At 67.7% G+C, this 26,817-nt stretch carries 23 protein-coding genes and 1 pseudogene; 13 read left to right on the top strand and 11 right to left on the bottom strand.

Going from position 1 to position 26,817, the window contains the following annotated elements; genetic code table 11:
- Positions 1-2: 2 nt before the first annotated feature.
- Positions 3-521: a VOC family protein gene (locus ACOYJQ_RS06875; protein ID WP_433457300.1), complete on the bottom strand. Its 519-nt coding sequence runs from the start codon at positions 519-521 to the stop codon at positions 3-5.
- Positions 522-719: 198 nt separating this feature from the next.
- Positions 720-1,115, bottom strand: coding sequence for a DoxX family protein (locus ACOYJQ_RS06870; RefSeq protein WP_433457299.1), 396 nt, complete (start codon positions 1,113-1,115; stop codon positions 720-722).
- A gap of 164 nt (positions 1,116-1,279) precedes the next feature.
- Between ACOYJQ_RS06870 and ACOYJQ_RS06865 the strand changes: the two genes are divergently transcribed.
- Positions 1,280-2,200, top strand: a complete 921-nt coding sequence (locus tag ACOYJQ_RS06865) for a LysR substrate-binding domain-containing protein (protein WP_433457298.1) — start codon at positions 1,280-1,282, stop codon at positions 2,198-2,200.
- An 80-nt stretch (positions 2,201-2,280) separates the two neighbouring features.
- Here ACOYJQ_RS06865 and ACOYJQ_RS06860 read toward each other — a convergent pair whose 3' ends face one another.
- The 3 genes from ACOYJQ_RS06860 to ACOYJQ_RS06850 form a co-directional block, all read right to left on the bottom strand.
- The gene (locus tag ACOYJQ_RS06860) at positions 2,281-2,625 is read right to left on the bottom strand and encodes a DUF1491 family protein (protein ID WP_433457297.1); all 345 of its coding nucleotides are present in this window, start codon (positions 2,623-2,625) and stop codon (positions 2,281-2,283) included.
- A 46-nt stretch (positions 2,626-2,671) separates the two neighbouring features.
- A complete protein-coding gene (locus ACOYJQ_RS06855) occupies positions 2,672-2,929 on the bottom strand; it encodes a hypothetical protein (RefSeq protein WP_433457296.1) in 258 nt (85 codons plus the stop codon).
- 177 nt (positions 2,930-3,106) lie between these two features.
- The gene (locus ACOYJQ_RS06850) at positions 3,107-4,645 is read right to left on the bottom strand and encodes a YifB family Mg chelatase-like AAA ATPase (protein WP_433457295.1); all 1,539 of its coding nucleotides are present in this window, start codon (positions 4,643-4,645) and stop codon (positions 3,107-3,109) included.
- A gap of 340 nt (positions 4,646-4,985) precedes the next feature.
- Here ACOYJQ_RS06850 and ACOYJQ_RS06845 point away from each other — a divergent pair, with 340 nt between their 5' ends.
- Positions 4,986-5,522, top strand: a complete 537-nt coding sequence (locus ACOYJQ_RS06845) for a Spy/CpxP family protein refolding chaperone (protein WP_433457294.1) — start codon at positions 4,986-4,988, stop codon at positions 5,520-5,522.
- Between the two features lie 78 nt (positions 5,523-5,600).
- Here the strand turns inward: ACOYJQ_RS06845 and ACOYJQ_RS06840 are convergent, their stop codons facing one another.
- Entirely contained in the window at positions 5,601-6,026 is a 426-nt protein-coding gene (locus tag ACOYJQ_RS06840) for a universal stress protein (RefSeq protein WP_433457494.1), read from the bottom strand.
- Positions 6,027-6,397: 371 nt separating this feature from the next.
- Positions 6,398-6,718 (bottom strand): 2Fe-2S iron-sulfur cluster-binding protein, encoded by a 321-nt coding sequence (locus ACOYJQ_RS06835; RefSeq protein ID WP_433457293.1) that lies wholly within the window; start codon positions 6,716-6,718, stop codon positions 6,398-6,400.
- Between the two features lie 484 nt (positions 6,719-7,202).
- On the opposite strand from ACOYJQ_RS06835, the gene ACOYJQ_RS06830 reads away from it, so the two are divergent.
- From ACOYJQ_RS06830 to ACOYJQ_RS06820, 3 genes are all read left to right on the top strand, one after another.
- Complete coding sequence (locus ACOYJQ_RS06830; RefSeq protein ID WP_433457292.1) at positions 7,203-15,113, top strand: hypothetical protein; 7,911 nt, start codon at positions 7,203-7,205, stop codon at positions 15,111-15,113.
- 116 nt (positions 15,114-15,229) lie between these two features.
- The gene (locus ACOYJQ_RS06825) at positions 15,230-15,640 is read left to right on the top strand and encodes an NADH:ubiquinone oxidoreductase subunit NDUFA12 (RefSeq protein WP_433457291.1); all 411 of its coding nucleotides are present in this window, start codon (positions 15,230-15,232) and stop codon (positions 15,638-15,640) included.
- 89 nt (positions 15,641-15,729) lie between these two features.
- Entirely contained in the window at positions 15,730-16,290 is a 561-nt protein-coding gene (locus ACOYJQ_RS06820; RefSeq protein WP_433457290.1) for a DUF2155 domain-containing protein, read from the top strand.
- 27 nt (positions 16,291-16,317) lie between these two features.
- Here ACOYJQ_RS06820 and aat read toward each other — a convergent pair whose 3' ends face one another.
- Complete coding sequence (aat, locus tag ACOYJQ_RS06815; protein ID WP_433457289.1) at positions 16,318-16,992, bottom strand: leucyl/phenylalanyl-tRNA--protein transferase; 675 nt, start codon at positions 16,990-16,992, stop codon at positions 16,318-16,320.
- Between the two features lie 168 nt (positions 16,993-17,160).
- Positions 17,161-18,174: a DMT family transporter gene (locus tag ACOYJQ_RS06810; protein WP_433457288.1), complete on the bottom strand. Its 1,014-nt coding sequence runs from the start codon at positions 18,172-18,174 to the stop codon at positions 17,161-17,163.
- A gap of 476 nt (positions 18,175-18,650) precedes the next feature.
- Here ACOYJQ_RS06810 and ACOYJQ_RS06805 point away from each other — a divergent pair.
- From ACOYJQ_RS06805 to msrB, 7 genes and pseudogenes are all read left to right on the top strand, one after another.
- Positions 18,651-19,430 (top strand): annotated as a pseudogene (locus tag ACOYJQ_RS06805) (UDP-2,3-diacylglucosamine diphosphatase); the annotation flags it as partial.
- A gap of 206 nt (positions 19,431-19,636) precedes the next feature.
- Positions 19,637-20,662 (top strand): glycosyltransferase family 4 protein, encoded by a 1,026-nt coding sequence (locus ACOYJQ_RS06800; protein ID WP_433457287.1) that lies wholly within the window; start codon positions 19,637-19,639, stop codon positions 20,660-20,662.
- A gap of 311 nt (positions 20,663-20,973) precedes the next feature.
- The gene (locus tag ACOYJQ_RS06795) at positions 20,974-22,119 is read left to right on the top strand and encodes an MlaE family ABC transporter permease (RefSeq protein ID WP_433457286.1); all 1,146 of its coding nucleotides are present in this window, start codon (positions 20,974-20,976) and stop codon (positions 22,117-22,119) included.
- A 127-nt stretch (positions 22,120-22,246) separates the two neighbouring features.
- Positions 22,247-22,972: an ABC transporter ATP-binding protein gene (locus ACOYJQ_RS06790; protein WP_433457493.1), complete on the top strand. Its 726-nt coding sequence runs from the start codon at positions 22,247-22,249 to the stop codon at positions 22,970-22,972.
- 48 nt (positions 22,973-23,020) lie between these two features.
- Positions 23,021-24,136, top strand: a complete 1,116-nt coding sequence (locus ACOYJQ_RS06785) for an MlaD family protein (protein WP_433457285.1) — start codon at positions 23,021-23,023, stop codon at positions 24,134-24,136.
- 39 nt (positions 24,137-24,175) lie between these two features.
- Positions 24,176-24,745: an ABC-type transport auxiliary lipoprotein family protein gene (locus tag ACOYJQ_RS06780; protein ID WP_433457284.1), complete on the top strand. Its 570-nt coding sequence runs from the start codon at positions 24,176-24,178 to the stop codon at positions 24,743-24,745.
- 74 nt (positions 24,746-24,819) lie between these two features.
- Positions 24,820-25,206 carry a peptide-methionine (R)-S-oxide reductase MsrB gene (gene msrB / locus ACOYJQ_RS06775; protein ID WP_433457283.1) on the top strand — a complete coding sequence of 129 codons (387 nt, stop codon included), beginning with the start codon at positions 24,820-24,822 and terminating at the stop codon, positions 25,204-25,206.
- Positions 25,207-25,245: 39 nt separating this feature from the next.
- Here msrB and ACOYJQ_RS06770 read toward each other — a convergent pair whose 3' ends face one another.
- Together ACOYJQ_RS06770 and ACOYJQ_RS06765 are read right to left on the bottom strand one after the other, a co-directional pair.
- Positions 25,246-25,707, bottom strand: a complete 462-nt coding sequence (locus ACOYJQ_RS06770) for a DUF1284 domain-containing protein (RefSeq protein WP_433457282.1) — start codon at positions 25,705-25,707, stop codon at positions 25,246-25,248.
- Positions 25,704-26,300, bottom strand: coding sequence for a biotin transporter BioY (locus tag ACOYJQ_RS06765; protein ID WP_433457281.1), 597 nt, complete (start codon positions 26,298-26,300; stop codon positions 25,704-25,706). Before ACOYJQ_RS06765 ends, ACOYJQ_RS06770 begins: the two co-directional genes overlap by 4 nt.
- A 179-nt stretch (positions 26,301-26,479) precedes the next feature.
- Here ACOYJQ_RS06765 and ACOYJQ_RS06760 point away from each other — a divergent pair, with 179 nt between their 5' ends.
- On the top strand, positions 26,480-26,803 hold the full coding sequence (locus tag ACOYJQ_RS06760) for a YnfA family protein (RefSeq protein ID WP_433457280.1): 324 nt from the start codon (positions 26,480-26,482) through the stop codon (positions 26,801-26,803).
- Positions 26,804-26,817: the final 14 nt, after the last annotated feature.

Raw genomic sequence — 26,817 nt, 5'->3', positions numbered from 1 at the left:
CCTTACGCAGCCGCGGCCAGCAGCGCCCGCAGATCGAGCGGCTCCGTCACCATCGCCAGTTCGCCCCTGGCGCCGCGCGGCCATTCTTCCTGCGGGCGATCCCGATAAAGCTCCACGCCGTTCTGATCCGGGTCGCGCAGGTAGAGCGCCTCGCTGACGCCGTGGTCGCTGGCGCCGTCGAGTTCGATGCCCGCCGCGATCAGCCGCCGCAGCGCATCCGCGAGGCTCGCGCGCGTGGGATAGAGGATCGCCACATGATAGAGGCCGGTCGTGCCCGGCGCGGGCGGATGGCCGCCGGCGCTCTCCCAGGTGTTGAGACCGATGTGGTGGTGGTAGCCGCCGGCCGAGACGAAGGCCGCGCGGGAACCGTAACGCTGGATCAGCTCGAAACCGAGCACGCCGTTGTAGAAAGCCAGCGCGCGATCGAGATCGGCGACCTTGAGATGAACATGGCCGATGCGCACGCCCGGATCGATGGATTTCGGGGTCAGCGCGGGTTCGATGACGGGAAGTCTGCTCATGATCATGCCTTTCGTGTCGTTCTTCTTGTGATTTTTCTTGACCCCGTGGCGCCGGGCGCTGTGAGGCGCCCGGCCGCCGTGCCGGGACGGAGCCTTATGCCTGGAACATGTCCTGTTTCAATCCCGGGACATATTCCGGTTTCCTTGTTCTGAGCGAATTCTGCGCGATCAAACGATTCCGTTTGATCGGAAAGCGCTTTAGCCGCGCCTGCCGTCGAGGCTCCACGCGCCGGGGCCGGCGAAGATCAGGTAGAAGAACACGAAGGAGAACAGCGCCACCAGCTCGCCGCCGTTGAGAATCGGGAAGAAATTGCTCGGCGCGTGGAACTGGAAATACGCCACCGCCGCGAGACCGGACACGATGAAGGCGGCCGCGCGCGTGTAGAAGCCGACCAGGATAAGGAGACTGCCCGTCACCTCGATGATGCCGCCGATGCCGAACTGCGAAAACAGCGGCACGTTGGCGAGCTGCTCCACATAAGGAAAGCGGATGAGCTTGGCGAGACCGTGCTGAAGGAAGAAAAGGCTGGAGGCGATGCGCAGAACGGCGAGCGCCTGCGGACGATAGCTGTCGAGTTTTGCGGTCAAAGACATGGTTGCTCCTTGCGAAAAGCGCCGGCCGGAACGGCCGGTGGCGGACGAGAAAGCCGTGATGCTGCCTCGCACTATCGTTAATTTCCCTGATGGTGTTAATCATGCCTTTGTGCATAATAATAATAACTGACAGTGTGAAATAAGCGGATGAGGGAACGGTGCCGATGCTCGACCGGCTGACGAGCATGAGCGTGTTCACGAAAGTGGTGGCTGCCGGCAGCTTCACTGCCGCGGCGCGGCTTTGCGGGTTGTCGCAGACGATGGTGACGAAGCATGTCGCGGCGCTCGAGGCGCGGCTCGGCGCGAAGCTGCTGCACCGCACGACCCGTCGTCTGACGCTGACCGAAGCGGGCCGGCGCTTTCACGACGCCTGCCTGCGCATTCTGCCGGAGGTGGCGGAAGCCGAGGTGGAGGCTGGCGCGGGCAACGTCGAGCCGCGCGGCGTGCTGCGTCTCAACGTACCCTATTCCTTCGGCATCCGCCAGATCGCGCCCGTGCTGCCGGCGTTCCTCGCGGCGCATCCGCAGCTCGATATCGAGCTCGGGCTCAACGACCGCGTGGTCGATCTCGTGGAAGAAGGCTGGGACATGGCCGTGCGCATCGGCGTGCTCGCGGCCTCGCGGCTCATCGCGCGCAAGCTCGCGCCGTGCCGCAACATGCTGTGCGCGTCACCGGCCTATCTCGACCGTCACGGCACGCCGCGCTCGGTCGCCGATCTCGGCAACCATAATTGCCTCGGCTACACGCTGTCGCAGCGCGTCGGCACCGACCGCTGGCCTTTCGGCCCGATCGGGGCGTCGGTGCGCGTCGCAGGCAATCTGCGCGTCAACAACGGCGACGTGCTCGTCATCGCGGCGGAGGCGGGGCAGGGAATCATCTACCAGCCCACCTTTCTCGTCGGCGATGCGATTCGCGCCGGGCGGCTCGCGCCGATCCTTCTCGAACTGCCGACCGTGGAGACCGGCAACGTCCACGCCGTCTTTCCGCATGACCGGCGGCCGCCGGCGAAAGTGCGGGCGCTGATCGATTTTCTCGGGGAGCGGTTTTCTCCCGTGCCGCCGTGGGACCGGGGCCTGCCGGTCTGAAACGCATCCGCGGATACCGCCCCGGCACGCCATGCATTTCCGCCTCGCATCTCCACCTCTCGCCGGAATGCGGAAATGCTTTATTCTTTCGCGAGATCCAGAAAATGCCGCCCCTGGCGATCCTCGACTTCCACGATCCACAGATCGGAGTCGAACGCCGCTTCCTGCCGCAACCGCGCCTCCGCCACGGCGGGCGTCGGCTCGGGCTTGAGGGGGAGCGGCGCGAACAGGCGCAGGCCGGCATCCTCGTCGGCAAGGCTCTGGGGCGCGGGACCGAACAGCGCCACCGTCCCGTTGAGCCGATCGAGCAGCACGAAAATCGCGCCCGCCTCCGCCGCCCCGCGCCGGCGCAGCACGGCGGGCACCCCCTCCACGCCGCAGCGGCGCAGATAGGCGGCAACCCATATGTCGCTTTTCAGCCGCATGGCGGGCCTTTCATCGGCGGCATCGCAATGGACAGCGGCATCTTGCTCAATGACGGGGGCCGGACGAAAAACAGCCGGCGCGCACGCGGTCGGGCAGACGCTCGGCGAAATCCGCCACGGCCTCCTCGCCATAGGTGCTCACAAGCGCGTGAAAGGCCGCGAACAGCGCCGCGTGGGCGACGCAATCCTCGTCGAGACCGTCGAGCTGCGCCTCGGCGAAGGCTTCCTTGACGTAGAAGAGCGCCGCGCGCTTCTCTTCCATCACGTCATGGAAATCGTCCGCTTCGTTCTGGTCTATGATCATGCGTGCGCTCACCCGGCTGCGTCGAAAGTTTGTCGAAAGTTTCCTGCACCTCCACCATAGGACGCCGGCGCGGTTGCCGCCAGCAAGTTATTGCAATGCGGTTAACACCTGTGGGAATAAGCGCGTCGGCGGCGACTTGTTGCATGTTCGCCACAGCGGATCACTGTCCGGCCGCTGTCAGGCGGCGGCGGCGATCCGGCCGATGCCGCCGCGATAGGCCAACGCCTCCAGCAGATGCGGCCGGCCGACATGCGCCTCGCCGTCGAGGTCCGCAAGGGTGCGCGCCATGCGCAGCACGCGATGATAGCCGCGCGCCGACAGGCGCATGGTCTCGGCGGCGTCGCGCAGCAGGGCGAGGCCGGCGCCGTCGGGCCGCGCCACCTCCTCCAGCACGGGCGGCGGACAATGCGCGTTGGTTGTTTCCCCGGCAAGGCCGAGCGAGCGGTAGCGATGCGCCTGCAAGTCCCTTGCCGCGCCCACCCGCGCCGCGACCGCCGCCGACCCTTCCGTCGCCTGCGGCAGGAGGAGATCGGCCGCCGTCACCGCCGGCACCTCGATCACAAGATCGATACGGTCGAGCAGGGGGCCGGAGAGACGCGACTGATATTGCGCCATGCAGCGGTCGTTGGGCTGGCGGCGGCAGGCGAAGCCCGGCTCCGTCGCATGGCCGCAGCGGCAGGGGTTCATCGCCGCGACGAGCTGGAAGCGCGCGGGATACACCGCGCGTCTGGCGGCGCGGGCGATCAGCACCTCGCCCGTTTCCATCGGCTGGCGCAGGCTGTCGAGCGTCTGGGGAGAAAATTCCGGCAACTCGTCCAGAAACAGCACGCCGTTGTGCGCCAGCGACACCTCCCCCGGCCGCGCATGGGCGCCGCCGCCCACGAGCGCCGGCATCGACGCCGAATGATGCGGCGCGCGGAACGGCCGCCTGTCCGTCAGCGCCCCTTCGGCCAGCAGGCCCGCGACCGAGTGTATCATGGACACGTCCAGCAGCTCGCGCGGGGTCAGCGGCGGCAGGATCGACGGCAGGCGGCTTGCCAGCATCGATTTTCCGCTGCCCGGCGGGCCGTGCAGCAGCAGGTTGTGATTGCCTGCCGCCGCGATTTCCAGCGCGCGGCGGGCGCTCTCCTGCCCGCGAATGTCCGCGAGATCGGGCATCGCCCCGGATATCCGCGCCAGCGCCGGCGAGGGCCGCGCCAGCACCTGCGTTCCCCTGACATGGTTGGCGAGTTGCACCAGCGACACGGGCGCAACGATGTCGAGATCGCCGCCCGCCCAGGCCGCCTCCGGGCCGCATGCGGCGGGGCAGACGAGACCGAGACCGCGCGCCGCCGCCGCCATCGCCGCGGGCAGCACGCCGGCCACCGGCGCGAGCGTGCCGTCGAGCGCCAGTTCGCCGAGCACGACAAAACCCGCCAGCGCATCCGCCGGGATCGCGCCGATCGCGGCCATGACGGCCAGCGCGATCGGCAGATCGTAATGCGATCCCTCCTTCGGCATGTCCGCCGGCGCGAGATTGACCGTGACGCGCCGGGCGGGCATCGCAAGCCCCGAAGCCGTCAGCGCCGCGCGCACCCGCTCACGCGATTCGCCCACCGCCTTGTCCGGCAGGCCGACGATCGAAAACGCCACCGCCCCCGACGAGACGAGCACCTGCACGTCAACCGGACGCGCCTCGATCCCCTCGAAAGCCACCGTCGCCACGCGCGCAACCATCCGCCATCCCCGAAATCCGCAAAAGCGGCCAACACGCGGGCATCATAATGCGAGCGACATCACGACTCAAGAACAATAAAAGAACACATAGGCTTAGCGAGGTCTTTCCTGGATAGTCGCCATCCAACACAGTGGCGGCCCCCGACAACATCCAACAAATAAGAAATTTTCATTACATGGGAATGCAGGATAAGTTGAAATAAATTCTTAACATAATTATGTATTCAAAACATTATCGATACATGAACACAGCCTTAAGGAAAATTAATTTGAAACGAAGGCGGACCGCCCGCATACTTTTCATATCGCAACAGACACCGACCCGAAAGGATGTCAGGATATGAAGATTGCCATCGTCGCCACTTCAGCCGCGCTGCTTCTCGGCAGCCTGACGCATGTCATGGCGCAGCCGGCCGGCGAGTCTGCCGGCAAGCCTGCCCGGCCCGCAGCGGAAAGGCATGAAGGCGGCCATCATGGACCGCGCCTGACGCCGGAGGATCGCGCCGCGTTCACCGCCGCCCGTCTCGCGGCGTTGAAGGCCGGCCTTCAGTTGACGCAGGCGCAGGAACCGCACTGGAGCACGCTCGAAACGGCGCTCCGCGGCATCGCCGACGAGCGGGCGGAGCGTTTCGCCGAGCGTCGCGGCGGACCGGAAGGCAGGGAGCGCGGCGAGCGCCCGGATGCTCTGGAGCAACTCACCCGTCAGGCCACGGGCCTGCGGGAGCGGGCGGACAACCTCACCAAGCTCGCGGAAGCGGCCAAGCCCCTCTACGACAGCCTCGACGACGCCCAGAAGCGCCGCTTCGGCCCGCTGCTGCGCGAGGCGCTCGGCGACGGCCCCCACCCCGGCGGGCATGCGCCGCGCCCGGCCCGCTGATCGCCGACGGGCCATCGCCGGAAACGACATCGGCCGGCGTCCGCAAGGGCGCCGGCCTTCCTTCGTCGTGCCGGCGGATCAGCCGCGCAGCACGAGCACGGAGCAGGTGGCGTGGCGAACGATGGTCGCCGCGTTCGAGCCGATGAGATAGGTCGACACGCCGGGCTGATGCGAGGAGACGACGATCAGATCGGCCCCGATCTCGGACGCTTCCTCAAGCACTTCATTATAGACCGCGCCAAGCCGCACCGCCGTCGACACGCGCTCGGGCGGCAGCGGCACGCTCTTGGCGAATTCCGCCAGTTCCTCCGCGGACTGCTGCTCCTGCTCCGTATCGAAGTTGGGCGGCACGAATTCCACGAAAGCGACGGGCAGCACGGAACGGACGTAAACCAGCCGGATGGTTCCGCCCGATTCCCGCGCCAGCGCCGCAGCCCGCGTGACCGCCACGCGCGCGATATCGAGATCCGCCAGATCGACCGGGACGAGAATTTTCTTGAACATCATCCGTTCTCCTTGCATCGTGCGGGACAGAGCGGCGTGCATTCAGGTGGAATCGTCACGCCGCTCCAAGTTCTATATTTTACCGCAACTTGCATTCAATTCGATGGATCGATTTGAACGCAAACTGCTCTCGAGCGCGCGGCGTTCCGACGGAATGCAGAACCGGCACCCTATCTTTTTGATTTTACCGTAACTTATATTTCGCTGAAACGCGGGAATGATCCATCTTCCGGAATCGACGTGTTTTCCTCACGCGACGCGCTATCCGCTCCGCCTGCCATGCCGCAGTATCGCGGCAAAGACCCCGGCCGGCCTTGTCCTTCGTCAACCGCATCCACCGCAACGCGCCGGCGGACGCAATCTTCGGCACGTCAGGCCTGGCGCACGGGCGTATGGACCACGAGGCCGTCGAGCGCCGGAGTGATGCGGATCTGGCACGAGAGCCGGGAAGTCGGCCGCACGTCGAGCGCGAAATCGAGCATGTCCTCCTCCATCGGCTCCGGCTCGCCCACGGCGTCGATCCATTCCTCATCGACATAGACATGGCAGGTGGCGCAGGCGCACGCACCGCCGCAATCCCCGAGGATTTCCGGGATCGCATGACGAACGGCGGCTTCCATCACCGTGGCTCCCGGCGCGGCGTCGACGCTCCGCGCCGCGCCGGACGAGTCGATGTAAGTTACGATAGGCATGCCAAACCTTGCCCCCCTGATCGATTGGCGAACCGGGCCCCGGAACTTCTGACAAAACCTCGCGGCGTCGGCTGGCCGGCGATTTCAGCCATCCTCAGCCCTGAGGTTTTGTCAGAAGTTCTTGGCCGCCGGAGCACGATGCGCGGACGCCTGAATCGGAGTTTGCCCCGGCCATCCGCTTCTTGCATCAGATTCGTTCGAAAATGCAGCATCCGAATTCCGATTTGACGTTCCGTTCACTCCCGCACGATACCCTGACGGGCGATGCCGGCAAAAGCGCGGCGCGCTTTTCCGCAAGCTCCGCGGGCACGTTTACCATAAACTTAATATCTCCTTAACGGGCCGGCCCAAACCTGTCCGGGCGGGTTTTCTTTCGGCGGGGCAAAGTTTAGGTTTACGGATAGGGCAAGATTGTTTTCATGCTGCGCCATCCGTGTTTGCGGGCGTCGCGGCAGGGCGCGGATCGCGCGAACGAGGCAGCAACATGGTTCAGAACAGCAAGCGTATCGATACAACGGCCGAAGCGCTGTCCGCGATCGAGGAAGCGCTTAATCTGAAATCGCCGCCGCGCCCCGCCGCCGGCAACGCCGAAACACCCGCCCCGAAACCGCCCGCCGAAACGCCGCCCCGCGAGACCGCGCAGCGCGACGTGAGGGAAGGAGCGGGAGAGACCTTCGCGCAGGCCGCAGCCACCGGCCGATTTTCCCCGCCCGGCACGACCGCCGCCGCTTCGCCTGCCGCACGGGCGGGCCTGCCGCGCGCCGACACGCCCGTGACGCGCGCGGAGAGCCAGCCTTCCCGTCCCGCCGCGCCGTCCGCCGAAGCGCAGCCTTCGCCGGCGCCGCGCGAGAGCGGCGAGACGGCCGGCAGGAACGAGAGCGCCGCCGCGCGCGATGCCCGCAAGAGCGCCGTCGTCGCCCCCGACACGGCGCGCGTGGCGAACGACGACAGGGAAGCCGTCGGCGCGCTTCTTCAGTCGCTGCAACGCAAGCCCTCATCCGGCCCCTACTGGATCGCCGCGGCGTTGTCGGCGCTCTGGGCCTGCATCGTCGCCGGCTTCTTCTATCTCCAGCGCGACGTCTCCGACACCGGCCTGAACGCGGCCGTCGCGGCGCTGGACCCGCAATCGTGGACGCTCTACGCGGCGGCCGTCGCCTGCCCGGCGATTTTCGCCTTCGTCCTCGCCGCGCTGCATGCGCGCACGCAGGAAATCCGCCACGTCGCGCGCGCCATGACGAGCGTCGCCGTGCGCCTCGCGCAGCCGGAAGCGCTCTCCTCGGACTCCGTCGCCAGCCTGTCGCAGGCCGTGCGGCGCGAGATGGCCGCGATGGGCGACGGCGTGGAGCGCGCCATCGCACGGGCGGGCGAGCTCGACACGCTGGTGCGCACCGAAATCGCCACGCTGGAGCGCTCCTATTCCGACAACGAGGTCCGTATCCGCGGCCTCATCGACGAACTCGTGGCGCAGCGCGACGCCATCATCGGCAGCGCGGACCGCGCGCGGGCGGCGATCTCCACCTCGCAGGGCGCGCTCGTGAAGGACATGGAGGCGCGCAGCAACGCATTGACGGTGTCGCTGTCGATCGTCGGCACGCGCATCGCCGAATCGATCGCCGCGAAGGGCGAGCAGTTGTCGCAGTCGCTGACGCTGGCCGGCGACCGCGTCGTGCAGGACATCGAGGCGCAGGGCGCGCAATTCGTCGACAAGCTGGCCGGCGTGAGCAGCACGGTCAACGAAAGGCTGTCGCTCGCCAGCGAGAACGTTTCTCAGGCGCTCGACCTGAAGGCCAGGGAGATCGGCGACGGGCTGGCGCGCACCGGCGAAAACCTCGCCGGCATGCTTGACGAGAGCACGGAGAAGGCCACGAAAGCCTTCGCGGAAGCGGGCACGACCGTTGCATCCTCCATCGCGGCGCGCGCCGGCGAGGTGAACCGGACGCTGAAATCGACCGGCGACTCGCTCGCCGTCTCGCTCAGCCTGCATGGCGCCGAGATCAGCCAGCGCATCGCGCAGACCGGGCATGAAATCGTCGAGGCGATCGACGTCAACGGCTCCGGGCTCGCGGAGCGCCTGTCCGTGACGGGCGAAACCATCCGCAAGGTCATCGTCGAGGACGGCAAGGCGCTGGAGACAGGCCTGGCGCAGACCGGGGAGCGGCTGTCCAAATCCATCACGGAGCAGACCGGCACGGCCCACACGCAGTTCGAGAGCAGCGCGGCGCGGCTGCTGGCCACCTTCACGCAGCAGGTGGAAATGCTCGACAACGCCGTCCGCGAGCGCACGGACGCGACCCATTCCACGCTCACCGCCGTGGGCCGGGACGTCGTGCTCGCCATCGCCACGCAGGGCGAACGCGTCAACGAGGCGCTCGCGACGAGCGCGCAGGAAGCGGCGCGCGTCGTCGACACGCGCGGCAAGGCGATCGACGAGACGCTCGGCGCGCGCCTCGCCGCCTTCGAGACGACGATCGCCGCTGGCGGCAACCGGCTCGACCAGACCCTCGGCCGCCACATCGAGGCTTTCCAGGCGGCGGTGAGCCAGCGCACGCGCGATCTGAACGAGACCGTGGGCCAGCGCACGCAGATTCTGAAGGCGGCGCTGGAAACGGGCGGGGAAACGCTCGAAAAGTCGTTCACGCGCCAGCTCGAAGGGCTGCAAACCGTCATCGTCAACAGCGCCGGCGCGGTGGACCGGCTGTTCGAGGCGCGCTTGCAGGGCTTCTCCGGCTTCGTCGGCAACCTCAACGACACCCTCGGCGGGCTCGACCAGACGCTCGGCGCGCTCGCGGGCACGCGCACGGAACTCGACGGCACGCTGGGCGACCTGAAATCGACGCTCGGCGATTTCAACGCCGCCCGGCGCCGCCTTGAAACCGCATTCGATACCGGCAGACAGGAACTCGACACCCTGCTCGCCAGCCGCCTGGACGGCATCGGCGAGGAGCTGGAGACACGCGGGCGCGATATCGACGGGCGCCTCGGCATGCATCTCGCCGCGCTGCGCGAGACGCTGGACGGGGGCGCGAAGACGTTCGAATACTCCATCGACAGCCTGCTTGCCTCCGTCGAGGGCGCTGTCGGCACCGGGGCCGACAAACTCGACAATATCATCCACACGCGGCTGTCCGGCTTCGAGAACACCATCGCCACGCGCAGCAGGGCGTTCGACGACAGGCTCGGCGAACGGATCGGCGAACTGCGCAACACGCTCGACAACGGCGGCGCGACGCTGGAAAAGGTCGCCGACGGTCTCGCCGCCACGGTGAGCGGCACGGTCGGCAAGTTCGCCGGCGCGGTCGACGGCAGCGTCGGAAGCAGCGTCGCGCGCATCGAGAACGCCATCGGGGAGAAACTGGCGCGCTTCGAGGAAACGGTGGCCGCACGCGGCGAGGCGCTCGATGCCACCCTCGGCCACAGGATCGGCGAGCTGCGCACCGCGCTGGACAACGGCGGCGCGACACTGGAAAAGGTCGCCGGCGGTCTCGCCGTCACGGTGAGCGGCACGGTCGGCAAGCTCGTCAGCGCCGTCGACGGCAGCGTCGAGAACGGTGCGGCCCGCATCGAGAACACCATCGGAGAACGCCTCGCGCGCTTCGAGGAAACCGTCGCCACGCGCGGCGAGGCGCTCGACGCCACCCTCGGCCAGAGGATCGGCGAACTGCGCGACACGCTCGACAACGGCGGCGCGGCGCTGGAGAAGGTCGCCGGCGGTCTGGCCGGCACGGTCGTCAGGCTCGTCAGCGCTGTCGACGGCAGCGTCGAGAACGGTGCGGCCCGCATCGAGAACGCCATCGGCGAACGGCTCGCGCGCTTCGAGGAAACCGTCGCCACGCGCGGCGAGGCGCTCGACGCCACCCTCGGCCAGAGGATCGGCGAATTGCGCACCGCGCTCGACAACGGCGGCGCGACGCTGGAGAAGGTCGCCGGCGGTCTCACGGGTACGGTCGGCAGGCTCGTCGAAGCGGTCGACGGCAGCGTCGGCAACGGCGCGGCCCGCATCGGGAATGCCGTCGGGGAACACCTCGCGCGCTTCGAGGAAACCGTCGCCACGCGCGGGCATACGCTCGACACCGCCCTCGGCCGGAGAATCGGCGAATTGCGCGACACGCTCGACAACGGCGGCGCGACGCTGGAGAAGGTGGCCGACGGTCTCGTCGCCACCGTCGGCGGCACGGTCGACAAGCTCGTCGGCGCGGTCGACGGCAGCGTCGAGAGCGGCACGGTCCGCATCGAGAACGCCATCGGCGAACGCCTCGCGCGCTTCGAGGAAACCGTCGCCACACGCGGGCAGGCCCTCGACAATGCGCTCGGATACCGGATCGGCGAATTGCGCACCACACTGGACAACGGCGGCGCGACGCTGGAGCGGGTTGCGGGCGGCCTCGCCGTCACGGTGAGCGGCACGGTCGGCAAGCTCGTCAGCGCCGTCGACGGCAGCGTCGAGAACGGTGCGGCCCGCATCGAGAACGCCATCGGCGAGCGCCTCGCGCGCTTCGAGGAAACCGTCGCCACGCGCGGGCAGGCCCTCGACGGCTCCCTCGGCCAGAGGATCGGCGAATTGCGCGACACGCTCGACAACGGCGGCGCGACGCTGGAGCGGGTCACGGACGGCCTCGCCGCCACCTTGAACGGCACGGTCGGCAAGCTCGTCGAAGCGGTCGACGGCAGCGTCGGCAGCGGCGCGGCCCGCATCGAAAGCGCCATCGGCGAGCGGCTCGCGCGCTTCGAGGAAACCGTCGCCACGCGCGGCCAGGCCCTCGACGACCGGCTCACGGAGCAGCTCGGCAATCTGCGCGATACTTTCGACGGCGGAGCGCGCGACTTCGACAGCGCCTTCGCGGCCCGGCTTTCCGCCCTGCGCAAGACCGTGGACGAGGGGTCGGCGACGCTCGACGGCGTGCTCGCGGGCCGCTTCGACGGCCTCAAGGCGATTGTCGACGACGGCGGCGCGATGCTGGACGCCACGCTGTCATCGCGTTTCGACAGCTTCCGCGCCGCTTTCGACGACTACGGCCGGACAACCGACGCGCAGCTCGCGGAAAGGCTCGCGCAGTTCCGCGAGGCCATCGGCAACGGCGGCCGCCAGATCGACGAAACCCTGCTGTCGCGGCTCGGCAGCTTCCGCGCCGTCATCGACAGCGGCCGCTCCTCGCTGGAGGAGGGGATCGACGCGCGCGTCGAAACGCTGCGGACCGCCGTGGAATCGGGCGCGCAGGCGATCGACGCGGCCTTTTCGGCCGGCCGCATCGCGGTGGAAGGCCATCTGGAGCAGGTCGGCAAGACGGCCGCGCAGCAGCAGGAGGCCATCGGCGGCCTGCTGGCGAACCACCTCGATACGTTCCGCCATGTCTTCGACAGGCGCAGCCGCGCCCTTGACGAAACCGTCGCCGGACACCTCTCGGCCTTCGGCGAGAGCGTCGCGCGTCACGGCGCGGAAATCAACGCGGTGCTCACCGCCCGGCTGGGCGATTTCCAGGACACCATCGTGCAGCGCGGTTCCGCGCTCGACGGGCAACTGGCGGCCCGCCTCGACGCGTTCCGCGAAGGCGTCTCCGCCTTCGGCGAGACCGTCGAAGGCACGCTCGCCGGCCGTCTGGAGCGGTTCAACACGCTCGTCGCCGAAACGGGAGCGACGCTCGACGCGGCGCTCGCGGAACGCGTCGAGACGTTCCGCAGCGGCATCGAGGCGCACGGCCGCTCCCTCGACGAGGGCCTCGCGACGCGCCTCACGGCATTCCAGGAATCGGTCGCAACACGCGGCGAGGCCCTCGACTCGGCATTGATGGCGCGCCTCGCCGCCTTGCGCGAAATCGTGGATACGCGCGGCGCGCACCTCGACAACATGCTCGGCGAACGGCTGGCGGCGCTGGAGGAAACGGTCGTGCGCCGGGGCGGAGACGTGGCGCAACGCATCGAAAGCCATACCCAATCGATGGCCGCCGTCGTCGGGACGGGGCTGGAGGAAATCGGCAAGCTTCTCGACGGTCCGGTCCGGGAGGCCGCCGACCGGATCGGCGTCAGCGCGCGCCGCTCCGCCACCCTGATCGAGGGGCAGATCGAGGCCTTCGAGCGGCGCGCCGCGGCGCGCACGGTGCAGGCGAGCGAGACGCTGGAAACGCTGATCGACGGCATCGACACCCGCATCGACGCGCGCGCCAGCGCGCTCAACGACGCTCTCATCAGCCGCACCACGGAACTGGCGCAGACGCTCGCCGACAGCGGGCGCACCGCAGCCGAGGCGCTGGAATCGAAAGTGGCCGGCATCGGCTCCGCGGTTTCCGAGCGGGCCGACGCGATCGTGCAGCGTATCGCCGATCAGGTGTCGGTCGTCAGCACGACCTTCGAGAACGGCGCGCGCGCCGTCGGAACAACGCTCGACAGCGGCGCCGCGCGGCTGGAGGAGCGGATCGTCGGCCGCCTCGAAGCCGTCGGCGAGCGGCTGGCCCAGCACGGACACGCGCTCGACGAAAGCCTCGCGCAGCGCGCCGGAACCATCGACGCCGCGCTCGGCAACCGTACGCAGGAGCTCACCGCGCTGTTCGACAGCCGGGGCGTGGGGCTCATCGCCACGCTGGGCGAGCGCGGCGATGCCATCGCCGCCGGCATGGCGTCCGTCGGGGATACGCTGGTGCGCACGATCGAGGCGCGCGGCGTCTCCCTCGTGGATGCGTTGCGCGAACGCGGCGAGGGCGTGGCCGATATCTTCACGCGCTCCGGCGAGGCGCTGCGGCAGGCGATCGACGCCGAAACCGCCCGCTCGCTCGAGGCGCTGTCCGGCGCGAACGAGCGCGTTCGCGGCGAGATCGCGGATGCCGTCGAGCGCGTTTTCGAAGCCAACGCGGCGCTGGAGCGCATCGCCGGCGCCGCCGGAGACAGCCTGTCCGGGATCGGGCACAGCCTTTCCGGGCACGTCGCCTCGCTCAAGGATGTTCTCGAGGTGCTGTCGCAGGAAAGCGAACGGGCCACGGGCGGCGTGCGCGAGCAGGTGGAGGCGTTGCAGGAGGCCGCGGCGCACACCATTGCCGAGACGGCGACCGTGGCCGGCCGGCTGGCGGAACAGGGCGCCGACGTTTCCCGCATCACCCACGAGCACGTCGCGGCGCTCGCCGGCGCGGCGAAGGCGCTCGCCGCCGTCGAGGCCAGGCTGGGCGAGGCGGTCGAAGGCCGGCGCGCCACGCTGGAATCGGTGGTCGCCTCGATCAACGCGCGCACCGACGAACTGGAAACCGTCACGCGCAATTTCGGCGGCGTGCTGACGCATTCGCTCGAAAGCGTCGAGGAAAAGGCGCAGCGCATCACCGCGACTCTCACCGAAAGCACCGACGCGGCCAACGCCCGCATCGCCGACCAGCTTGCGCAGCTCGACGCCCTCACCGCCGACCAGCGCGAGCGCACCGTCGCGGAATTGCGCAAGTCCTATGAAAGCGTCATCGCCGCGATGCGCGCCGATCTCGACAACGCGACGGAGCGCTTCCACGAGGTGGCGCGCGGCATGCAGGCCACCACGTCCGTCATCCAGCAGGAACTCGCGGACACGCGCACCGTGCTCTACGCGGGCCTTCAGTCGCTGCCGCGCGAGACGCAGGAGACCACCGCCGCCATGCGCAAGGTGGTGACCGACCAGTTGAAGGCGCTGAACGAGCTGAACGGCATCATCACCCAGGCGGGCAACGCCGGCCAGATCTCGCGCGCCGCAACGCGGGAGACGGCGGCGCAACGCGATGCGGGACCCTTGCCGGCGGCGACGCGGTTCGCGGCCGGCGAGCCCGCCGGCGCCGAATCGCCCGAGCACGCCGGCCCGGTTTCCCGCGCCCCCTCCCCGGCCGGCACGGATGTGGCGGCCGCCATTCGCGCCGCCACGCTGATCGCGCCCGGCAAGCCGTCCAGCCGCCGGCCGATCATCGCCCAGTCGGCGATTGTCGAGGCGCCGGCCGAGACGGCGGCGGCCGAGAGCGGCAGTTCCACCGGCAACTGGCTGAAGGATCTGCTGGCGCGCGCATCGCACGAGGACGAACCCGCGCCGTCCGGCCGCGAGAACCGCAACCAGCGCCAGACGCTCGCGGTGCTCGACGCGATCTCGGGCGACATCGCCCGCATGATCGACCACGACACCGCCGTCACGCTGTGGGAGCGCTACCGGAACGGCGAGCGCAACGTCTTCACGCGCCGGCTCTACACCTTGCAGGGTCAGCAGGTCTTCGACGAGATCGGCCGCAAGTACCGGCTCGAACCGGAGTTCCGCGACACGGTGAATCGCTACATCACCGAGTTCGAGCGCCTGCTCGCCGAGGTGGGACGCAAGGACCAGGATCAGGCGCTGACGCGCACCTATCTCACCTCCGAGACCGGAAAGGTCTATACGATGCTGGCCCATGCCACCGGGCGGTTCGACTGACGGCCTCTGGACATTGCCGGAGGGAAGCGTCATAAGGAGGCGGACGGCTTCGCCCGCTTCGGACGCCATCATCCGGTGTCCTGTCGGTTGCGGAATGCGGTAATCGGGACGAGTTCATGAAAGATTTCCTGCTGCGCGTCTTCACCTGGTGGAACGGCGCGACCTTCGGCACCCTGCGCACGACCCGCCTGTACGGCGAACCGGTCGGCGAGGACGAGTTCGGCAACCGCTATTACCGCACGCGCGGCGGCAAGAAGGACCCGGCGCTCGGCATCGAGCGGCGTTGGGTCATCTACAACGGTTACGCCGAAGGATCGGCCGTGCCTCCCGGCTGGAACGGATGGCTGCGTCACACGGTCGACGTGCCGCCCAGCAAGGAAGACTACAAGCCCAAGGAATGGGAACTGCCGCACCTGCCCAACCTCACGGGCACGGCGGATGCCTACCGTCCGAAAGGCTCCACGCTGTCGACCGGCCATCGCCCGCCCGCGACAGGCGATTACGAGGCATGGGTTCCCGGCAATTGATCGGGAAACCGGCGATGCGAGGCTTGACGGGGCGGATCGGCGTTTCCGCACGATCCCGGCGATATTTCGGCCGGAGCGCCAGGTCGGCGATGCCGGCGCTCGCCGGCCTGACGGCGTGGGCGCTGACGGGCATCGGCGCGGCGCGGGCCGATGCCATTCCCAATCCGATCGCGGTTTTCAACGGCCTCGACAAGATCACCGGCCGAATCGTGGCTTTCGAAGTCGGTATCAATGAAACGGTGCAGTTCGGCGCGCTGCAACTGACGCCGCGCGTCTGCAACACGCGCCCGCCGACGGAAGCGCCCAACACCACGGCGTTTCTCGAAGTCGACGAGATCGGCGCGGGCGGCAAGGTCGAACGCCTGTTCACGGGCTGGGTGTTCGCATCGAGTCCCGGCCTGCACGGCATCGAACATCCGGTTTACGACATCTGGCTGACGGACTGCCGCGGCGGCGCGAATGTCAGCGCCGCACCCGCGGACGCGCCGCCCGCCGACGAAGCGGCTTCCGATCCGAACGCGCCCCCTCTCCCCCCTCCCCGCAGCCTGCTGGGAGAAGCTGCCGGGGTGCCGGAATTCGGCGAGGAGCAAGGATTTTTCACAGAGGAACCGGTTCCCGAAGATCCGCTGTTCGCGCCCATCGGCGAGTGAGCCGCGGCTTTTCTCAAGCGTCTCTCTTCAAGCATCCTGGCCGGCGCGGACGCGGAGAGCGGCCAGCACCTGCGCGCCGCCGACACCGGCGCCGCGCGGCCAGATCCACCAGTCCGCGTGCAGCGGCAGCGCCTTGGTCAGGCGCTGCATATAGCTGCGCCGCCCGATGGCGAGAGCGCCGAAACGGGCGAGATGCGGCGTGACGAACTGCGTATCGAGCAGTTGGAAGCGGCCGAGCCGCAGACGCGCCACCAGATGCGCCAGCGCCACCTTCGAGGCGTCGCGATCACGGTGGAACATGCTTTCGCCGAAAAAGACCGCGCCGAGTTCCAGCCCGTAGAGACCGCCGACCAGCCGGCCTTCGCGCCAGGCTTCGACGGTATGAACCTGCCCGCGGTCGAACAGTTCGCCATAGAGAACGCGAATGCGGTGGTTGATCCAGGTTTCCTCGCGACCGGTATCGGGCGCCGCGCAACCTTCGATCACGGCCTCGAAGTCGGTATCGACGCGAATCTCGAACCGGTCGGCCGCGATGGTGCGCGCGAGGCGCTGCGGAACGTGAAAATCGTCGAGCGGGATGATGCCGCGTTCGCGCGGCTCCACCCAGAACAGCCCCGGATCGTCGGCGCTTTCCGCCATCGGGAACAGGCCCGCCGCATAGGCGCGCAGCAGGATTTCCGGGGTGATCTGGTCGTCAGACAAACGAAACGCGCCTCTTCTGCCCGCGCGCCGGACCGGCAAGGAAAACGGCGCGCGGACATTTTTGACTCCCGCATGCCCCGGAGCAAAGCATATTCAACGTGAACCCGCGTTTTTGCCCCAGCTATTTTGCACATCCCGTTCCCGAACGCCCGACATGCGGGCGATCCGTCACACCGCGCGCGGGGGTGTGCGCTGCGCCTGGGCGGCGACGGGCGCGGGGGCCAGTTCATGCTCGACGGCGGCAGGCGTTTGCGTGAGCGTCGTGTAGGTCAGCGTCGAATGCGCGAGCGCATGGCGATGATGCGCGGCTTCCACCCGCTCGCGCCACACGATGAAGAGCCCCGACGCGATGACGATGGCGCCGCCGAGAAAAACCGCCGGCAGCGGCCAGTCGGCGAAAATGATCCACCCGAAAAGGCACGCCCACAGCATCGTCGTATAGTCGAACGGAGCCAGCAGCGATGCGTCGCCGTAGCGGAAACTCATGGTGAGCAGGATCTGGCCGAGCCCGCCGACGATGCCGATCGCGATCAGCAGCGCCGCTTCCTCGACGGTGGGCATCACCCAGCCGCCGAGAATCGTCACGAAACCGAGCGCCGATGTCATCAGCGACATGTAGAAAATGATGGCGCCGGTGGTCTCGGTGTCGATCAGACGGCGAACCTGGATGAGCGCGCCGGCGGTGAGCAGCGCGCCGGCGAGCGCGATCGCCACGCCGATGCCGGCCGCTCCGCCCGCCAGCAGGCTGCCGCCGCTCAGGTGCGGCGAAAGCATCACCACGACGCCTGTGAAGCCGATGCCCGTGCCGATCCACCGGTAAGCCTGCACTTTCTCCTTCAGCACCACGGCGGCCAGCACGACGACCAGCAACGGCGCGGTATAGCCGAGCGTCACCGCATCGGTGAGCGGCAGATAAGCCAGTGCGAGAAAGTTCAGGAACATGCTCGAACTCGACATGATCCCGCGCCGCAGATGGCCCATCACGTTGCGCGTGCGCAGGGCCGCACGCACCTGCCCTTGCCACGCCAGCCACGCGATGAGCGGCAGCAACATGAAGAACGAGCGGAAAAACACGATCTCGCCGACCGGGAACCGGTCGCCGACGTATTTGATCCCTGCGCTCATCACCGTAAAGACAAGCGCGGAGAGAACCTTGAGAACAATGGCAAGGGGGGGATTCACGGCCAGACACCAGGAAAATGCGGCGGCGAGGGTATTCCCGCTTCGGCATCGCATGTGGTTATATGCCGCGGCACGCCGCGATTGAAGGGCCGGCGTAGCAGGGCAGTCATGCGCTCGCCGTCGACCTTCCGCCGGCACCCGTTGACGGACCGTCAACGGGTGTCCGGGCGGGGCCGCGTCCCTTTTCACCGATTCGCGAAAATGTGACCGAAGAACCGGCCCGGATACCGGCGGCCGCCGGAAATCGCGCGCGGAGCCCCTTGCCGGGCAAACTGTTAGCCGGTAAACAGATTATGGGCGGATAGCGTGGGAATGCCGTCTGGCCGCTACATTTGCATTGCGCCTTATGTCACGCGAAGCCTCTCGGCATGAACGCGCCGGATATCGCCTGTGCCAAAAAAGGCCACTCGTCATCAAACTGCAATGGTAATAAGGTTCCGATAGCAAAATCCAGCGGCAAGTGGTGGGTCAATCCGGTGTCGACAGAACCAGAAGTCATCCGTGTCAGAACCCTGTTTCTGTCTGATGTCCATCTCGGTACGAAAGGTTGCCAGGCCGATCTGTTGATCGATTTCCTGCGCCATTACGATGCCGATACCGTGTATCTCGTCGGCGACATCGTGGACGGTTGGCGCCTGAAGGCCGGCTGGTACTGGCCGCAGAACCACAACGACGTGGTGCAGAAGCTGTTGCGCAAGGTTCGCAAGGGCACGCACATCGTCTACATCCCCGGCAACCACGACGAATTCCTGCGCGATTACGTCGGCAGCACCTTCGGCGGCATCGAGCTCGTGGACCACGCGATTCACGAGGGCGCGGACGGCAACCGGTATCTCGTCATCCACGGCGACCAGTTCGACATGGTGGTGCGGCATGCGCGCTGGCTGGCCTTCCTCGGCGACTGGGCCTACGGCACGGCGCTGGCCACCAACACCTATGTCAACATCGTGCGCCGGCGTCTGGGCCTCACCTACTGGTCCCTCTCCGCGTGGGCGAAGCTCAAGGTGAAGAATGCGGTCAACTTCATCGGGCGCTTCGAGGAGCTGCTGTCGTCGGAAGCGCAGCGCTATGACGTCCACGGCGTGATTTGCGGCCATATCCACCATGCGGCCATGCACGACAAGTTCGGCGTTCGCTACATCAACACCGGCGACTGGGTGGAATCCTGCTCGGCCGTGGTCGAGCATTACGACGGCAATTTCGAGATTCTGCGCTGGACGGACCGGCAGGTGCAGGTGCTGGCGGAGCAACGGGCGGAGCGCAAGCGCGCCCGCGGCCAGACGCAGGCCACGCCGGCGTTGCCCGCGCCGGCTCACGCCGCGTCGCGCGACGACGACGCCGTGCTGCCGGTGGCGGACGCGCTGAAAGCCGCGCTCGGCGTGTCCTCGCCCGACGCCATGCCCGCCACGGAGAGGGACGCTGCGTCTCACCCGAGCGATCCAGACAAGATGCGGGCAGCCTGATGCGGGTATTGATCGCGACTGATGCGTGGCGTCCTCAGGTCAATGGTGTGGTGCGGTCTCTGGAGCATCTGGCGCATGAAGCGCCGGCGCTCGGCGCGTCCATCGATTTTCTCACTCCCGACGCATTCCGCACCATGCCGATGCCGACCTACAAGGAAATCCGGCTCGCTTTCGCCATGCCCTGGGCCGTGCGCCGCTTCATCGACAAGATGAAGCCCGACTTCATCCATATCGCGACCGAAGGGCCGATCGGCCTCAGCACGCGCTGCGTCTGCCTGTCGGACCATCATACGTTCACGACGAGCTATCATACGCGCTTTCCCGAATATCTCTCCGCCCGCGTGCCGGTGCCGGAGCGTTGGTCCTACGCCGCGATCCGGCGCTTCCACAACGCCGGCGCGGCCACGATGGTGAGTTCGCCGACGTTGGAGCGCGAGCTTGCCGCGCGCGGCTTCCGCAACCTGGTGCGCTGGTCGCGGGGCGTCAACGCGGATGTGTTCCAGCCGCGCGGCGAGCGCCCGCTGTCTTTCCCCGGCCCCGTGTTCCTTTATGTCGGGCGTGTGTCGGTGGAGAAGAACATCGAGGCGTTCCTCTCGCTCGACCTGCCGGGCACCAAGGTGGTGGTGGGCGACGGGCCGGCCCGCGCGACGCTGACGGCGCGCTATCCCGAGGCCCGTTTCCTCGGCGTCAGGACGGGGCAGGAATTGGCCGACGTCTATGCCTCGGCGGATGTGTTCGTGTTCCCGAGCCTCACCGACACGTTCGGGATCGTGCTGCTGGAGGCGCTGGCCAGCGGGCTGCCGATCGCCGCATTTCCCGTCATGGGGCCGGTCGATGTCGTCGGCGACAGCGGCACCGGGGTGCTCGACGACGATTTGCGCGCAGCGGCCCTGGCCGCGCTCGACATTCCGCGCGAGGCTTGCCGCGCGCATGCGCTGACTTTCAACTGGCAGGCGAGCGCGCGTCAGTTCCTCGACAACATCCGCCGCGTGCAAACCTCTCCGCCGGCGGGGATCGCGGCCTGACGCACGGCCGAAACACCGGGCCGGAAAGGGCGCGCACTTTTCGCTTCGCGGCTCCTCCGGCCGGAAGAACCTGATGCGCAAACGAAGGGATAGGGCAGTTTGCGTTCAAGTCGGTCCATCGAACTGGACGCAAGTTGCGGTAAAATATGAAATCTGGAGCGGCGGCGCGATCCGGGCCGGATGCTCGTCGCTCTATCCCCACGCCGATATTCCGCCGCCCTCGACAGCCGCGCCCGATGCCTGCTATTGAAGCGGAAATGGCGCGGCGGCGCCCGGCGACGGTATCCAGCGTGACGGTTCGATAACGCCTCATGACCACGGCCCCGAAGGTTGCGACAGACAAGGCAGGCGGCGCGACCAGGTTTGTCGTCACGGGCGACTGGGTGTCGACGCAGGCGATGGCCGTGGAGGAGCAGGCGACCGTGCTCGCGGGGCAGCTTGCGCAGGAGGGCGGCCACAAGGGAGACGCGGCCGTCGACCTCGGCGGAATCGGACGCCTCGATACGGTCGGCGCCTGGGTGCTGGACCGTGCGCGGCAGGAAGGCGCCGCGGGCGGCGATCCGGCGCCGTTCGTCAACACCCGCCCCGATCATCTGCTGCTGCTGGAGAAGGTGCATTATCACGAGATCGCGCCGGCGGCGGGGCCGCGCCGGTCGCAGGTGATCGACCTGCTGGCGAGCATCGGCGAGGGCGTCGTCGATTTCGGCCGGGAGATGGGGCGCGGCGTCAGCTTTCTCGGCGAGGTCGTGGCGGGGCTTGCGCGGCTGGTCATCCGCCCGTCGCGCTTTCGCTTTCCGGCTTTCGTCAACCAGGTGGAGCAAACCGCGCTGCGCAGCGTGCCGATCATCATGCTGATCTCGTTTCTGGTCGGCTGCATCGTCGCGCAGCAGGGCATTTTCCAGATGCAGCGCTTCGGCGCCGCGATGTTCGTGGTCGATCTGACGGGTATCCTGGTGCTGCGGGAGCTGGGCGTGCTGCTCACCTCCATCATGATCGCGGGCCGCTCCGGCAGCGCCTTCACGGCCGAACTCGGATCGATGAAGATGCGCGAGGAAATCGACGCCCTCAGGGTGATGGGCCTCGATCCCGTGGAAGTGCTGATCGTGCCGCGCGTGCTGGCGCTGCTCGTCGGCCTGCCGATCCTGACTTTTCTCGCCTCCATGGCGGCGCTCGCCGGCGGCGGGCTGGTCGCGTGGATCTACGGCGGCATCACGCCGGATATCTTCCTGGCCCGCCTCAAGGCGGCCATCGACTTTTCCACCTTCATGGTCGGCATGGTGAAGGCGCCGTTCATGGCGCTGGTGATCGGCATCATCGCCTCGCGCGAGGGCATGGCGGTGGGCGGATCGGCCGAATCGCTCGGCCGGCAGGTCACGGCCTCGGTGGTGAAGGCCATCTTCATGGTCATCGTCATGGACGGGCTGTTCGCCGTGTTCTTCGCCGCGATCAATTTCTGAGGCATCGATGCAACAGAGCGCCGAAAAAGACACTGCGCCGCGCGCGCCCGGATCTCCCGCGGAGACGGGGCGGGAGGTGCTCATCGGCGTGCGGGGGCTCGAAGTCGGGTTCGGCCCCAAAACCATCATGAAGGATCTCGATCTCGACATCTACAAGGGCGAGATTCTCGGCTTCGTCGGCGGTTCGGGCACGGGCAAGTCGGTGCTGACGCGCACGATCCTCGGGCTCATCAGGAAGCGGGCCGGCACCATCACCGTCTTCGGCAAGGACATCGACAAGATATCGGAGGCCGAGCACCGCTTGCTGGAACGGCGCTGGGGCGTGCTTTTCCAGCACGGCGCGCTGTTTTCGGCGCTCACCGTGAAACAGAACGTGCAGATGCCGATGCGCGAGTATCTGCACATGTCCGGGCGCCTGCTCGACGAGGCCGCCATGATGAAGATCGAGATGGCGGGCCTCAACCCCGATGCGGCGGACAAGTTCCCCTCGGATCTGTCGGGCGGCATGATCAAGCGGGCGGCGCTTGCGCGCGCGCTGGCGCTCGATCCCGAGATCGTCTTCCTCGATGAGCCGACTTCCGGCCTAGACCCCATCGGCGCGGCGGAGTTCGACGATCTGATCGCGACCTTGCAGAAGACTTTGGGCCTGACCGTTTTCATGGTAACTCATGACATGGACAGTCTTTATTCCGTCTGCGACCGCATCGCCGCGCTGGGAGAGGGCCATATTCTCGCGCAAGGGCCGATCGGCACGATGCTGGCGTCGGACCATCCGTGGATCAGGTCCTACTTCCACGGCAAGCGCGCGCGGGCCGCGGCGGGCGAGGCCGTGCGGGCGGGCGAGGGAGAATGAGCACGATGCGCGACGCGGCGAGGCACGAAAAGGCCGACGGATAGGATAATGGAAACACGCGCCAATTACGCCCTCATCGGCCTGTTCACGCTTGCCGTCATCGTCGCCGGTTTCGGCTTCGTCTACTGGTTCTCGGGCGCCAACACGGCGAGCACGCGCGAGCTTTACCGCATCATCTTCTCCGGCTCCGTGGCGGGGCTGTCGCGTGGCTCGATGGTGCTGTTCAACGGTTTGCGCGTCGGCGACGTGACGAGCGTGGAATTGCTGCCCGACGATCCGCGCTATGTGGTGGCCATCGCCTCCATCGACCGGTCGACGCCGATCAAGCGGGATACCCGGGCGCAGCTCGATTTTCAGGTGGTGACGGGGATCGCCTCGATCCAGCTCTCCGGCGGCGCGCCGGACGCGCCCCAGCTAGAGGCCACGGCGGGCCAGCCCCTGCCCACGCTCTACGGCGAGCGATCCGATTTCCAGGACATGCTCGACACGATCCAGACGCTCGCGACCCGCGGCACCGCCATGATCGACCAGATCAACGAGGTCATCGCGCAATCGCGGGAGCCGATCACCAACACCGTGCGCAATGTCGAACGGTTTTCCAGCGCGCTCGGCGACAATTCGGACAAGGTGGGCGCGCTGCTGGCCAATTCCGGCGAGCTTGCCGCGCAGCTCACCGACCTGACGGTCAATCTCGATGCGCTGGTGAAATCGATCGAGCCGCAACGGGTGGACCAGATCATCGCCAACATCGAAAAATTCACCACCGCGCTCGGCTCCTCCAGCGCCGATGTCGAGACCATCGTCGCCAATGCCGCCCAACTCAGCGGCAAGCTCAACAAGGCGGCCGACAGTCTCGGCAGCGTCCTCGACAACGCATCGACCTTCCTGTCATCCACGAACGGCGAGAGCGCCTTCGATCAGGTTGCGGAAGCGGCACGGTCGATCCGCACCCTCGCCGACAACCTCGACAAGCGCACGGCGGAAATCACGGCGGGCATCAATCATTTCGCCGGGCCGGGGCTGCGCGATTATCAGGCGCTGGCCGTCAGGGGCCAGCAGGCGCTGGCGCAGCTCACGCGCCTGCTGCAAGACGTGCAGCGCAACCCGCAACAATTCCTGTTCGGCAACCGTCCGCCGCTGCCGCAGTATCAGGGGCGGCGCTGAACCATGACGCATGCACCGCAAACCGCAAAGGAAAGCGCCATGGCGATCCGCATCGCGCGCTGGGCCGCGCTCTCGCTCGGCCTGACGGCCGCCGCCTGCGCGCCCCGGCCGGTGACGACGTTCGACCTGTCGTCCTCCATCGCCGGGCGCGGCGGCGCCCGCGCCGGCGAGGCGCTGACGGTGATGGAACCCGTCGCGCTGCAATCGCTCGACAGCACAACCATCGTCGTGCGCGGCGGCGGGGGTGAGCTGACGATGCTCGGTGACGCCCAATGGGCCGATCGCCTGCCTCGCCTCGTGCAGACGCAGCTCCTGCGCGCCTTCGAGGATGCCGGACGGCTCGGCAAGGTTTCGCGCCCCAACGACGGCGCCGTCACCTCCCGCCAGTTGAACAGCGAATTGCGCCAGTTCAACCTGGACAGCGCCACCGGCGAGGCGGTGGTGGAAATTTCCGTTCGCGTGGTCGATACGCTCTCCGGCAATGTCGTGCGCGCACGCGTCTTCACCGGCAGGGCGCCGGTATCGGGCGCGGTCTCCGGCCCGGCGGCGGCGGCGGCGCTCGACGCGGCTCTCGCGAAAGTGCTCGCCGAAATCGTCGGATGGGCTTAACGTTTGCGGCACGAGCGCCTACCTGTGACGGGAAGGACGGAGATTTACCGTTTTCCAGATGGAAGGAGGCCACCATGAAAGAGCCGCTTCAGGGTTTTTGCGGCGTCCTCAGCCCCGAACAATATGCCGTGCTGCGCGGGCACGGCACGGAGCGGCCGTTTACCAGCGCGCTGAACGGCGAAAAGCGCACCGGCACGTTTCACTGCGCCGATTGCGGGCAGGCGTTGTTCGAATCGAGGACGAAATTCGAAAGCGGTTCGGGCTGGCCGAGCTTCTGGTCGCCGATCGCGGAAGCCGTCGGCACGAGCGAGGATTTTTCCCACGGCATGCATCGCATCGAAGTGCATTGCGGCAAGTGCCAGGGCCATCTCGGCCATGTGTTTCCCGACGGCCCCGCGCCCACCGGCCTGCGCTACTGCATCAACGGCCTCGCGCTGACCTTCACGCCCGCGCAGGCATGATCGGTCGGCGACGGCTTTTCGGCTCTGCCTGAAAACGCCTCAAGGCATGCGCACCAGCGCGCCGTCATAGCCGCCATCGGCCACGGCCGAGCATAACCGCGCCCATTCGCACCCGACGCAGGCGCGGCGAAAACCCTGTTCCACCGGCTCCGCGCCGGCGAAGGACGAGCGCAATCCCCGGAGAGCGGCGGGCGCCAGGCTGAGGCGCGCGCCGGAGCGCAAGGGACGATCGCGCTGGAGCAAAAAGCGCTCCAATACCTGCCCGGCCGCCGCCAGCGCCTCACGATCACGGCGCGCGGCGCCCTCTCCCCGGCAATGCGCGCCGGGCTCGGCGAGGAGCGGCGCGCATACGTCATCCGGTCCGTCGACGAGGAGGATTTCCTCGCCGCCGGACAGGCGTGCGGCGATCGCATTGAAGTTCACGGTGAACGCGGGCGTATATCCCTTGCCGACATAGGTGAGCATGCACAGCAGATGATGCCCGCGCAACCGGATCGTCACGCGCGGCCGTTCCGGCCCTGAACGCGGTTGAGGCCGGCGAGCGTCGTGGCGGACAGGCCCGACTTGAGCACGGCGCCGATGAGGAAGGGCGCCACGCCGGCGAGGATCGCCTTTTCCACGCCGACCAGCGTCGACAGCCATGCCGCGCCCATGATCAGGCACAGGCCGTTGGCGGCGAGCGCGGCCGCGAAGGCGAGCCACGGGCGATGGCCGTTCCAGCCGCGTTCCGCCAGCCAGCCGGTCAGCGCGGCGATGAGCGGGAACGAGAAGAGATAGCCGGCCGTCGGCCCGACGAAGGGCGCGATGCCGACCTTGCCGGCCGTCAGCACGGGCAGGCCGATCAGCGCCTCGAACAGCCACGCGGCGACCGTCACCGCGCCCAGACGCCAGCCGTAGAGCGCGCCGATCAGCGTGACGGCGAACGTCTGCATCGTGACCGGGACGGGATACATCGGCACGGTGATGTACGACGAAGCCGCGAGAAACGCCGTGCCCAGCGCGACAGCGGCGATTTGCAGCACGAAATTGCGCTCTTCGAGCCGCAGGGGGCTGAACGACGGCGCGCGAAGTTGAGCCGAAACTGATCCTGACATTGGTGTCCTTTCCGCCGGCGCACACACGCCGGATCCTTTTTGCATTTTTTGCCGAACGGCTTTCTATAAACAGCGAAACGGTCTATGAAAACGGCGTTCCGCGCTTTTCGCGCGGCATCGCCCATCTTGCAGGCCGGTGCGCCTTCCCTCCACCGCGTCATTCTATCCGGCAATCTCCGATGTTCAAGACCGCGCTGATCTATCCGCTGGCGGCTCTTGCCGAGATCGCGGGCTGCTTCGCTTTCTGGGCGTGGCTGCGTCTCGACAAATCGGCGCTGTGGCTCATCCCCGGCGTGCTGTCGCTTGCCGCCTTCGCATGGCTGCTCGCGCGCGTCGACAGCGACGCGGCCGGGCGCGCCTTCGCCGCTTACGGCGGCGTCTACATCGCCGCCTCGCTGGCGTGGCTGTGGATCGTGGAGGGCGTGCGCCCGGACAGATGGGATCTCGCCGGCGGGGCGATCTGCCTCGCCGGCGTCGCCGTCATCCTCGCGGGGCCGCGTTAGCGTTTACGGACAAA

This window comes from Pseudochelatococcus sp. (assembly GCF_050946405.1).
Lineage (GTDB): Bacteria > Pseudomonadota > Alphaproteobacteria > Rhizobiales > Beijerinckiaceae > Pseudochelatococcus.
Note: the sequence above shows the minus strand (reverse complement) of the source record. Positions and strands in the feature narration are given on the sequence as shown.

What these genes read in the sequence shown, in the direction of transcription:
- ACOYJQ_RS06875 (WP_433457300.1), bottom strand. Translation starts at nt 521, where the DNA reads ATGAGCAGACTTCCCGTCATCGAACCCGCGCTGACCCCGAAATCCATC.
- ACOYJQ_RS06870 (WP_433457299.1), bottom strand. Translation starts at nt 1,115, where the DNA reads ATGTCTTTGACCGCAAAACTCGACAGCTATCGTCCGCAGGCGCTCGCC.
- ACOYJQ_RS06865 (WP_433457298.1), top strand. Translation starts at nt 1,280, where the DNA reads ATGCTCGACCGGCTGACGAGCATGAGCGTGTTCACGAAAGTGGTGGCT.
- ACOYJQ_RS06860 (WP_433457297.1), bottom strand. Translation starts at nt 2,625, where the DNA reads ATGCGGCTGAAAAGCGACATATGGGTTGCCGCCTATCTGCGCCGCTGC.
- ACOYJQ_RS06855 (WP_433457296.1), bottom strand. Translation starts at nt 2,929, where the DNA reads ATGATCATAGACCAGAACGAAGCGGACGATTTCCATGACGTGATGGAA.
- ACOYJQ_RS06850 (WP_433457295.1), bottom strand. Translation starts at nt 4,645, where the DNA reads ATGGTTGCGCGCGTGGCGACGGTGGCTTTCGAGGGGATCGAGGCGCGT.
- ACOYJQ_RS06845 (WP_433457294.1), top strand. Translation starts at nt 4,986, where the DNA reads ATGAAGATTGCCATCGTCGCCACTTCAGCCGCGCTGCTTCTCGGCAGC.
- ACOYJQ_RS06840 (WP_433457494.1), bottom strand. Translation starts at nt 6,026, where the DNA reads ATGTTCAAGAAAATTCTCGTCCCGGTCGATCTGGCGGATCTCGATATC.
- ACOYJQ_RS06835 (WP_433457293.1), bottom strand. Translation starts at nt 6,718, where the DNA reads ATGCCTATCGTAACTTACATCGACTCGTCCGGCGCGGCGCGGAGCGTC.
- ACOYJQ_RS06830 (WP_433457292.1), top strand. Translation starts at nt 7,203, where the DNA reads ATGGTTCAGAACAGCAAGCGTATCGATACAACGGCCGAAGCGCTGTCC.
- ACOYJQ_RS06825 (WP_433457291.1), top strand. Translation starts at nt 15,230, where the DNA reads ATGAAAGATTTCCTGCTGCGCGTCTTCACCTGGTGGAACGGCGCGACC.
- ACOYJQ_RS06820 (WP_433457290.1), top strand. Translation starts at nt 15,730, where the DNA reads ATGCCGGCGCTCGCCGGCCTGACGGCGTGGGCGCTGACGGGCATCGGC.
- ACOYJQ_RS06800 (WP_433457287.1), top strand. Translation starts at nt 19,637, where the DNA reads ATGCGGGTATTGATCGCGACTGATGCGTGGCGTCCTCAGGTCAATGGT.
- ACOYJQ_RS06795 (WP_433457286.1), top strand. Translation starts at nt 20,974, where the DNA reads ATGACCACGGCCCCGAAGGTTGCGACAGACAAGGCAGGCGGCGCGACC.
- ACOYJQ_RS06790 (WP_433457493.1), top strand. Translation starts at nt 22,247, where the DNA reads ATGAAGGATCTCGATCTCGACATCTACAAGGGCGAGATTCTCGGCTTC.
- ACOYJQ_RS06785 (WP_433457285.1), top strand. Translation starts at nt 23,021, where the DNA reads ATGGAAACACGCGCCAATTACGCCCTCATCGGCCTGTTCACGCTTGCC.
- ACOYJQ_RS06780 (WP_433457284.1), top strand. Translation starts at nt 24,176, where the DNA reads ATGGCGATCCGCATCGCGCGCTGGGCCGCGCTCTCGCTCGGCCTGACG.
- msrB (WP_433457283.1), top strand. Translation starts at nt 24,820, where the DNA reads ATGAAAGAGCCGCTTCAGGGTTTTTGCGGCGTCCTCAGCCCCGAACAA.
- ACOYJQ_RS06765 (WP_433457281.1), bottom strand. Translation starts at nt 26,300, where the DNA reads ATGTCAGGATCAGTTTCGGCTCAACTTCGCGCGCCGTCGTTCAGCCCC.
- ACOYJQ_RS06760 (WP_433457280.1), top strand. Translation starts at nt 26,480, where the DNA reads ATGTTCAAGACCGCGCTGATCTATCCGCTGGCGGCTCTTGCCGAGATC.